The sequence below is a fragment of the Kocuria sp. p3-SID1428 genome (assembly GCF_025149945.1).
Classification (GTDB): Bacteria; Actinomycetota; Actinomycetes; order Actinomycetales; family Micrococcaceae; genus Kocuria.
On the sequence record NZ_JALXVH010000080.1, the window covers coordinates 1 to 7,833 of the forward strand.

Consider the following 7,833-nt stretch of genomic DNA (forward strand, 5'->3'; position numbering starts at 1 on the left):
GGTGCCTCAGAGGGCGTGCAGCTCGCGGTAGTGCTCGATGCGCTGCTGGAGGATCTCCTCGAGCTCCTCCGTGCTGCGCCGCTCCATCAGCATGTCCCAGTGGGTGCGCTGGTGCTTCTCATTGGGGTTCTCCGGCTTCTCGCCGTCGACGATGATGGCCTCCTGGCCGGTCTTGGTGTACCAGACCGGCGGGACCTCCGCCTCCATGGCGAAGGTCACGAAGACCGACTCGCCCTCGGGGGTGCGGTACTCCACGCGCTGACGCGAGGCGGGCTCGACGCCGGCCTCCGACTCCATGGACTGCGAACCGAGGCGCATGCCGCGAAGGCTGCGATCGCTCATCGGATGTTTCTCCTGTCGGTGGGGTTGTCGGTGGGAAGACCTCTGCTGGAAGGCAGAGCACCGCGACGCCCGAGTCTATTCCCGAACCATCGCGGTGCCGGTGCTGCCGACGTGCCCTCGGCGCGTGTATCTTCCGCGTCCGGGGGCGTCAGGGCAGGGATCAGCGCTGCGGGCCTTGCGGACGGTGCTGCTGGCCCTGCTGATCGAACGGCTGATCCCGGCGCTGCGGGGCGCCTGCCTGGCGGGACTCCTGGGCACCTGCGCGAGGGTCGTCACCGGGCAGCTGCGCGTTGAGGTCGACCGGGGCGTTCGGGTCGATGGACTCGGGCTCGGGGACCTCGTAGTCATCGGGTGCGGCGAAGCGCTTGGAGGGGTTGAGGTCCTCGTCGGTGACCTTGACCAGGCCCTCGTCCTCCTTGGCGCGGCGGCGGGCCTCGGCCTCCTGCTCGTCCTCGTCCTCCATGACCTCGCCCCAGTCCGGTCCTGCGTCGGGGCGGCCTAGGAACTCGCCCACGCCGCGCAGGGCGTCGCCGAGCTCGGCGGGGATCATCCACACCTTGTTCGCGGAGCCCTCGGCGACCTTGGGCAGGGTCTGGATGTACTGGTACGCCAGCAGCTTCTGCGTGGGCTTGGCGCGGTGGATCGAGTCGAAGACCTTCTGGATGGCCTGGGCCTCGCCGTCGGCGCGCAGGATCGCAGCCTTAGCATCGCCCTCTGCCGAGAGCACGGAGGCCTGGCGCTGGCCCTCAGCGGTGAGGATCTGGGACTGCTTCTCGCCCTCGGCCGTGAGGATGGCCGCACGACGGTCGCGCTCGGCGCGCATCTGCTTCTCCATCGAGTCCTGGATGGAGGCCGGGGGAGTGATCTCCTTGATGTCCACGCGCGAGACCCGCAGGCCCCAGCGCCCGGTCGTGGAGTCGAGCACCCCGCGCAGCTCCGCGTTGATCTTGTCGCGGGAGGTCAGGGTCTCCTCGAGGTTCAGGCCGCCGACCACGTTGCGCAGCGTGGCCGAGGTGAGCTCGTCGACCGCGTGGATGTAGTTGGTGATCTCATAGGTCGCCGCCCGGGGGTCGGTGACCTGGAAGTAGACGACGGTGTCGATGCCGACCACGAGGTTGTCCTCGGTGATCACCGACTGCGCGGGGAAGGACACGACCTGCTCGCGCAGATCGATCAGGGGCAGCAGCCTGTCGATGAACGGGACCAGGATGTGCAGGCCGGGGGACAGGGTGGACTGGTACTTGCCGAGTCGCTCGACGATGCCCGCGCGGGCCTGCGGGATGATCCGCACAGCCTTCAGCAGGATCACGACGGCGACCACGACCAGCACCAGCAGCAGCAGGATGACTGCGATGGGCATGGAGCTCTCCTCGTGGGGTTCGTTCGTTCTGGGACGGGGTGGTTCGTGGGACAGCGCCTCAGGCGCCGTGGATCGGCGGGTCCTCGAGGTCAGGGGCGCTGCGGGCCACGATCACGGTGGCGCCGTCGACCCGGTGCACGTAGGCCGTCTCCGCCTGCCCGATCTCGCCGGATTCGCTGCGGGCGCTCCAGACATCGCCGTGGAGCCGCACCAGGCCGGTGACCGCGGTGACGGGCTCCAGGACGGTGCACTGCGAACCCGGGAGGCGGTCGGCGTTGGAGAGGCCCTCGCGTCCCGGGCCGCGGTGCATCCGGGCCAGCAGGCGCGGCCGCACCAGGAAGAGCAGCAGCAGGGAGACGGCGACGAAGACGAGGACCTGGACGATGATGCCTCCGCCCGCCCCGAGCCCGGAGGCCCCGGCGGCAGCCAGGGCTCCGATCCCGAGCATCAGGAAGGTCAGATCGAGGCTCAGGATCTCGATGACGATCAGCACGGCGGCCAGGATCAGCCAGACGATCCAGGCGCTGTCGGCGAGCATGTCGAGCATCGGGCTGCCTTCCGTCGTCGGTGCTCCGGCAGCTCCATCCTGTCAGTATTCGCATTCGAGAATGCGATGATCCGGGCGCGTGTCGTGGACCACCTGAGATCAGGGCATTCGACAGGGGAGCGGCGTCACCCTCTGTTCATCTCGCGTTCACCCGTTTAGGATCTGGGGATTCCGCCGAACGCCCGCACAGGAGTGACCATGAGACCTTTCGCCTCGATCGCCGCCTCGGCCGTGGGTGCCGGTGTGACCGGCGCGGCCGCGGGTCTGCTCACGCTGTCGGCGCTGCAGGCCAACATGCCGGCGCTGATGGCGCATCTGATGAAGCCGACCCCGGAGCTGGGCGGCCGACGCGTGCTGCTGTGCACGGGGGAGGCGGATCACCGCATCCGCGGCACGGCGGCAGATGAGGCTCAGCAGTGGCGTCGGGCCCTGGAGTCCGAGCACGACGCCTCGGTGATCCTGGTGGATCTGCGCACGGATTCTCGCTGCTCGGCACGACGACGGGCCCAGGTGCGCGCGCTGGCCGCGTCCGTCCCGGCGGATCACCAGCGCGAGTTCGTGCTCGGCGGCGCGAACGATGCCCAGGTGCGCACCTCAGCAGCGCCCGAGTCGCTGCCGGCGATCCGCTGAGGCCGCGGACTCAGGAGTCCTCGGAGTCCTGATCCGAGTTGGACTGCTGGGACTCGTCGCCGATGATCTGCCCGAGCGGGTCCACGCGCGGCGGCCGCAGGATGCTGCGGGAGACGTTGCGGTAGTCGTAGCGCCCGAGCAGCTGGGCGGCTTCCTCGTCCTCGAGGTCGTAGGCGTGCGCGAGCATGCGCACGTTCTCCGTGTAGAAGGCGTGCAGCTTGTCGACGCCCTTCAGGAACTCGATTTCCTTGCTCATGGTCGGTGTACGGCCTCTCCGCAGATCAGTGGCTTGATCCGAGGCGTTCGCGCCCGTCGGACCGACTCCACCGTAGTCCGAACGCCGCGGAAACTCCCGTCCCGCCGCATGGGCCGCCCTAAGCGGCACATGCGCCGATAATCTACATTATGTAAAGTCAGGCTGAGCGGAGGGTTCGGCGCCGACCGGATGGCCCCTCCCTCGCAGGCGATGGGCATTCGCTCGAGGCGCGCCTCGGAGTGCACGGCTTGTGCGCGGGGCGCCGGCATGCGACGGCACGGGGCGACGACCTCGCTGCGGGCCGCCTCACGCCGGATCTCTCCGCGCGGTGCTCGACGCCGCCGGGCGGTCTCGGCTCCGCCCTGCAATCTGGCCTCGACGATCTGTCTGCGCTGGCGCCTGTGTCGCTCCATGCTCCCGACTTGCCGCGAGTGCTCACCGCCAGCTGTGTCGTCCCAGGCGGCAGACGGCATTCCATGCGGGCTGCCGCAGTGCAATGGTCGTGACGGATTCGCGTGGCCTTCGTGATCACCCTCCGCGTGGTCCTCGATATGCCCGGGCGAAATCCCGTATTCCTCCGCCGCGACGCGCGACCCGTCCCATGAGGGTTTCTGGCAGATTCCACCCGGAGCTCTTCTGAGCTATTCTTCTGACGGTCGACAGATCCCTGTCGCCCCTGGCCTGAGGGGCATGCGGTGGAATATCTGCTGTCGCAGTAACTCGCCCGCGTCGATTCCGTGTCGTAGTAGACAAATAGAACGACACGAGATGGCGGAGGCCATCCTGGTGCTCGTCAGCATTCGATAGACCTGCACCGCCGACTCCCCCGGCATCTATTCTCGAAGATTCCTGGGAGATGCCCGCCGCTCCCCCGCAGGCCCATTCTTCCGTCGCGCTTTTCGATAGTATGTTCGAGTCGCCGATCGAGTGATCGATCCGCTGATCGACTCGCCCGGGCTCGGCGACCCGCCCGTCGTCGCCGACCCGAAGGACTCCGCCGCCATGGCTCTGCCTCCCCCGCCCGTCGAGATCCCCCTGCAGGAGGCCGTCGCGCACTTCCTCGCCTCGGTGGAGCGACGGGCGCGCGTGCAGTCGCTGTCGGCAGCCACGGCCAAGAACTACCGCGTGGACCTCGAGCGCTTCCTGGAGCTGCTCCCCCGCGCGAGCGAGCACACCGCGGAATCCGTCACCGGCCAGGACGTGGACGAGGCCCTGCTGCTGTTCGCCGGCACCGCGGATCACCGGCGCAAGCCGGGGCTCGGCGAGCAGAGCGGGGATATCCGCCGTCGGATGGCCGCCACCGCGCGGGAGGCCAAGTCGGCCGGCTCGACCCTGCGGATGCGACGCTCCCTGTCGCGGTTCTTCGCGTACTGCACGGAGCAGTCCTGGGCCACCGTCTCCCCCATGGCCGCCTCCGAGCTGATACCCCAGGGCGAGGATCCCCTGCGCGTCGAGCGGACCTCCCTGGACATCGAGGAGGCCCAGGCCCTGCTGCGCCACGGTCCAGGCACTCGGGAGTCGAACCGGCACTGGGACCGGGACGCCATCGCCCTGGGGCTCATGATGGTCGTCGGGCTGCGCGCCGGGGAGATCGTGCGGCTGGATGCGGATCACCACTCGCCTGCCGGTCCGGCGGGTCCGGCTCGGGTGACGGTCTACGGGAAGGGCCGCAGCACGCGGGTGGTCCCGATCGCGGCCTGGATCGACGAGCTGATCTCGTCGTATCGAGCCCGCCTGGGTCCGGAGGCGCCTGCGCCGCTGCTGCTCTCGGCCACCGGGCGCCGCCTGTCCGTGCGCGATATCGAGCGCCTGCTCGAGCGCGCCGTGCAGCGCACCCGAGCCGCCGAGCCGCGCCTGGCCCGCGGCGTGGTCCCCCACGGGCTGCGCCACACCGCGGCCACGCTGATGCTCGCCGACGGCTGGGACGTCAAGGTCGTCGCCCGGCTGCTCGGGCACAGCTCCGTGTCCACCACGAGCCGCTACCTGGATGAGCTGCCCGGAGAGCTCTCGGCCGCGATCGACGCCCACCCGCTGCGGCCCTGACGGACCGGCGGCCCCGATCGCCGTGAGGGGCCGGGGCCGCCGTCGACGGGGGCGCGTGCGAGATGCGAGTGCAGCCGCTCATGGCTCGCACGTGCCGGTGCCCGGAGGACTCAGGCCAGCCTGCCGGTGGTCGGGAAGCGGTCCCATACGCGATGGCGCGTCAGCGCCTCCTTCACGCCGGTGAGCACGCCCTGGGGCGTCTGCGCCACGGTCACACCGGCGCCGTCGGCCAGGCCCAGGGCCCCCAGGGTGTCGATGCCGGTGCCCCACGCGCCCATGGGTTTGGCCTGGCGCCAGACCTCCTGCAGGAGCAGACTCGCACGCGGATCCACCTCCTGGGTGCTGGGCGCAGCGGCCTTGGCGTCCAGGCCCTGGGCGGCATCGGGTCCGGGCAGGGGGTCCGAAGCCACCAGAACCGCATCGAATTCGACCGAGCGGGCTGTGAGCAGCGTGCGCTGGGCGACCACATCCCCGGCTGCGGCGCCTCCGGTGGGGGCGATCACCAGCGGCACCATGCCGGCGCCGTCGATCTCGCGGATCACCTGCGCCAGGGAGTCGCCGTCCACGCGGCTCCCGACCAGGATGCCGATCTGGCGCCCGTCGACCGGCCAGGTCCTCCCCAGCTGCGACAGCGCCGGGGATGGCTGGACGTCCTGGGCGGGCGCCGTCGTGGGCTCCTGCTCCGGCAGGCCGAGGCCCTCGGCCACCGTGCGGCCCAGCTGCGCATCGATCGCCGAGAGATGCTGCAGCTGGCGGATGCGCACGTTCTCATCCCAGCACTTGCCGAGCTCGAACATGTACCCCTGCGCGGTGTGCTCGCGCTCGATCTCGCTGAGCGAGAGCCAGAACATCCGGGCCTGACTGAAGTGATCCTCGAAGGACTGCGGGCGGCGACGCTCCTTGACCGATTCCTCGATCGGCTGCGCCACGTCGATGAACGGCCGCTGCGAGTCGGGCGTCTCGAACGGATTGCCCCCGTCCAGCGAATTCGGGCGGTAGGGCGCGACCCCGGAGTGCACGGCGGACTGGTGCATGCCGTCGCGCAGCATGTCGTTGACCGGGGCATGCGGGCGGTTGATCGGCAGTTGGGTCCAGTTCGGCCCGCCCAGCCGTGTGATCTGCGTGTCCAGATAGGAGAACAGCCGCCCCTGCAGGAGCGGGTCGTTCGTCACATCGATGCCTGGGACCAGGTTGTTCGGGTTGAAGGCGACCTGCTCCGTCTCGGCGAAGTAGTTCGAGGGATTGGCCGTGAGCGTCATCAGCCCGACCGCCTCGACGGGGGCAAGCTCCTCCGGCACGAGCTTGGTGGGGTCCAGCAGGTCGATCCCCTGGAAGGTCTCGTCCTCGGTGTCCGGGAAGACCTGGACGCCCAGCTCCCACTGCGGATGTGCGCCGGCCTCGATCGCATCGGCCAGGTCGCGTCGGTGCATGTCGGGATCGGCGCCGTTGATCAGCTGCGCCTCCTCCCATAGCACGGAGTGCACGCCCAGCCTGGGCTTCCAGTGGAACTTCACGAGCGAGGTGGAGCCATCGGCGGCCACGAGGCGGAACGTGTGGACCCCGAAGCCCTCCATCATCCGCAGGGAGCGCGGGATGCCGCGGTCGGCCATGTTCCAGATCGTGTGATGCTGCGCCTCCGTATGGAGGGAGACGAAGTCCCAGAAGGTGTCGTGGGCGGACTGCGCCTGCGGGATCTCCCGATCCGGCTGGGGCTTGGCCGCGTGGATGACATCGGGGAACTTGATCGGATCCTGGATGAAGAACACCGGGATGTTGTTTCCCACCAGGTCCCAGGTGCCCTCGTCGGTGTAGAACTTCGTGGCGAATCCGCGGGTGTCGCGGGCCAGATCCCCCGAGCCGCGTGAGCCGAGCACGGTGGAGAACCGCACGAAGACGGGAGTCTGCTTCCCCTCGGCGAACACCCCTGCGCTGGACAGGCGGGAGGCCGTCCCGTAGGACTCGAAGACGCCGTGGGCACCGGCACCGCGAGCATGGACCACCCGCTCGGGGATGCGCTCGTGATCGAAGTGCGAGACCTTCTCGCGGAAGTGATGGTCCTGCAGGAGCGCCGGTCCGCGGCGCCCCGCCCTCAGGGAGTCCTCGGAGGTGCTCAGGCGGGTCCCGTGCGCGGTGGTGAGGAACTCGCCCTGCTGGGCTCGGGCGCCCTCGGGAGCGCCGGTCTGCTCTCCGGTGGCCGTGCGAGTCTGCGGGGCGGACTGATCGGGCTTGGGCGGCAGCGGGCTGCGCGGCTGGACGGGCTCCTGCGCGGATGCCGGTTCGGAGCCAGGGACCCCTGGCACCTGAGGAAGCTCGGGGCGGTGATCTGACATGGCGGATCCTCCTGACGTCGTCGCTGTGCCGGTCGGGGCTGTCGGCCGCCGGCCCGCCTCCTGTCTATCCGTGCGCAGCCTGAAAAGTAAGGAGGCTGACTGGATTGCCAGGGAATCCGGAGCTGTGGGTGAGGTGCGTCACATGACCCCCGTGTCGCATGGACTCCGCCTGCGGTCCATCCCGGGCGTCTTCGCGGCCGGGGATTGCACCGCGATCCCCTTCAAGCAGATCGTGATCGCCCAGGGCGCCGGCGCCGGGCCCTCGGCATGGGACCACCTGATCCGCACCCAGGCCGTCGTCCCGGCTTGATCCGCCCGGGAGGCC

Annotated in this window: 8 protein-coding genes; 3 read left to right on the forward strand and 5 right to left on the reverse strand. The window is 69.7% G+C overall.

Annotated features, from left to right (window positions below; translation table 11 throughout):
- Window positions 1–6: 6 nt before the first annotated feature.
- The 3 genes from M3E84_RS12075 to M3E84_RS12085 form a co-directional block, all read right to left on the reverse strand.
- A complete protein-coding gene (locus tag M3E84_RS12075; protein ID WP_259896497.1) occupies window positions 7–342 on the reverse strand; it encodes an RNA polymerase-binding protein RbpA in 336 nt (111 codons plus the stop codon).
- 160 nt (window positions 343–502) lie between these two features.
- On the reverse strand, window positions 503–1,702 hold the full coding sequence (locus tag M3E84_RS12080) for an SPFH domain-containing protein (protein ID WP_259896498.1): 1,200 nt from the start codon (window positions 1,700–1,702) through the stop codon (window positions 503–505).
- Window positions 1,703–1,760: 58 nt separating this feature from the next.
- Window positions 1,761–2,249, reverse strand: a complete 489-nt coding sequence (locus tag M3E84_RS12085) for an NfeD family protein (protein WP_259896499.1) — start codon at window positions 2,247–2,249, stop codon at window positions 1,761–1,763.
- Window positions 2,250–2,447: 198 nt separating this feature from the next.
- Here M3E84_RS12085 and M3E84_RS12090 point away from each other — a divergent pair, with 198 nt between their 5' ends.
- Window positions 2,448–2,879, forward strand: a complete 432-nt coding sequence (locus tag M3E84_RS12090; protein ID WP_259896500.1) for a hypothetical protein — start codon at window positions 2,448–2,450, stop codon at window positions 2,877–2,879.
- Window positions 2,880–2,889: 10 nt separating this feature from the next.
- On the opposite strand, the gene M3E84_RS12095 is transcribed toward M3E84_RS12090, so the two are convergent.
- Complete coding sequence (locus tag M3E84_RS12095; RefSeq protein WP_259896501.1) at window positions 2,890–3,135, reverse strand: hypothetical protein; 246 nt, start codon at window positions 3,133–3,135, stop codon at window positions 2,890–2,892.
- Window positions 3,136–4,062: 927 nt separating this feature from the next.
- Here M3E84_RS12095 and M3E84_RS12100 point away from each other — a divergent pair.
- A complete protein-coding gene (locus tag M3E84_RS12100) occupies window positions 4,063–5,178 on the forward strand; it encodes a tyrosine-type recombinase/integrase (protein WP_259896502.1) in 1,116 nt (371 codons plus the stop codon).
- A 110-nt stretch (window positions 5,179–5,288) separates the two neighbouring features.
- Here M3E84_RS12100 and M3E84_RS12105 read toward each other — a convergent pair whose 3' ends face one another.
- Window positions 5,289–7,508 (reverse strand): catalase, encoded by a 2,220-nt coding sequence (locus M3E84_RS12105; RefSeq protein ID WP_259896503.1) that lies wholly within the window; start codon window positions 7,506–7,508, stop codon window positions 5,289–5,291.
- A gap of 142 nt (window positions 7,509–7,650) precedes the next feature.
- Here M3E84_RS12105 and M3E84_RS12110 point away from each other — a divergent pair, with 142 nt between their 5' ends.
- Window positions 7,651–7,818: a hypothetical protein gene (locus tag M3E84_RS12110; protein WP_259896504.1), complete on the forward strand. Its 168-nt coding sequence runs from the start codon at window positions 7,651–7,653 to the stop codon at window positions 7,816–7,818.
- Window positions 7,819–7,833: the final 15 nt, after the last annotated feature.

Coding starts and splice junctions, on each gene's coding strand:
- M3E84_RS12095 (WP_259896501.1), bottom strand. CDS start 3,135: ATGAGCAAGGAAATCGAGTTCCTGAAGGGCGTCGACAAGCTGCACGCC.
- M3E84_RS12110 (WP_259896504.1), top strand. CDS start 7,651: ATGACCCCCGTGTCGCATGGACTCCGCCTGCGGTCCATCCCGGGCGTC.
- M3E84_RS12085 (WP_259896499.1), bottom strand. CDS start 2,249: ATGCTCGACATGCTCGCCGACAGCGCCTGGATCGTCTGGCTGATCCTG.
- M3E84_RS12105 (WP_259896503.1), bottom strand. CDS start 7,508: ATGTCAGATCACCGCCCCGAGCTTCCTCAGGTGCCAGGGGTCCCTGGC.
- M3E84_RS12080 (WP_259896498.1), bottom strand. CDS start 1,702: ATGCCCATCGCAGTCATCCTGCTGCTGCTGGTGCTGGTCGTGGTCGCC.
- M3E84_RS12075 (WP_259896497.1), bottom strand. CDS start 342: ATGAGCGATCGCAGCCTTCGCGGCATGCGCCTCGGTTCGCAGTCCATG.
- M3E84_RS12090 (WP_259896500.1), top strand. CDS start 2,448: ATGAGACCTTTCGCCTCGATCGCCGCCTCGGCCGTGGGTGCCGGTGTG.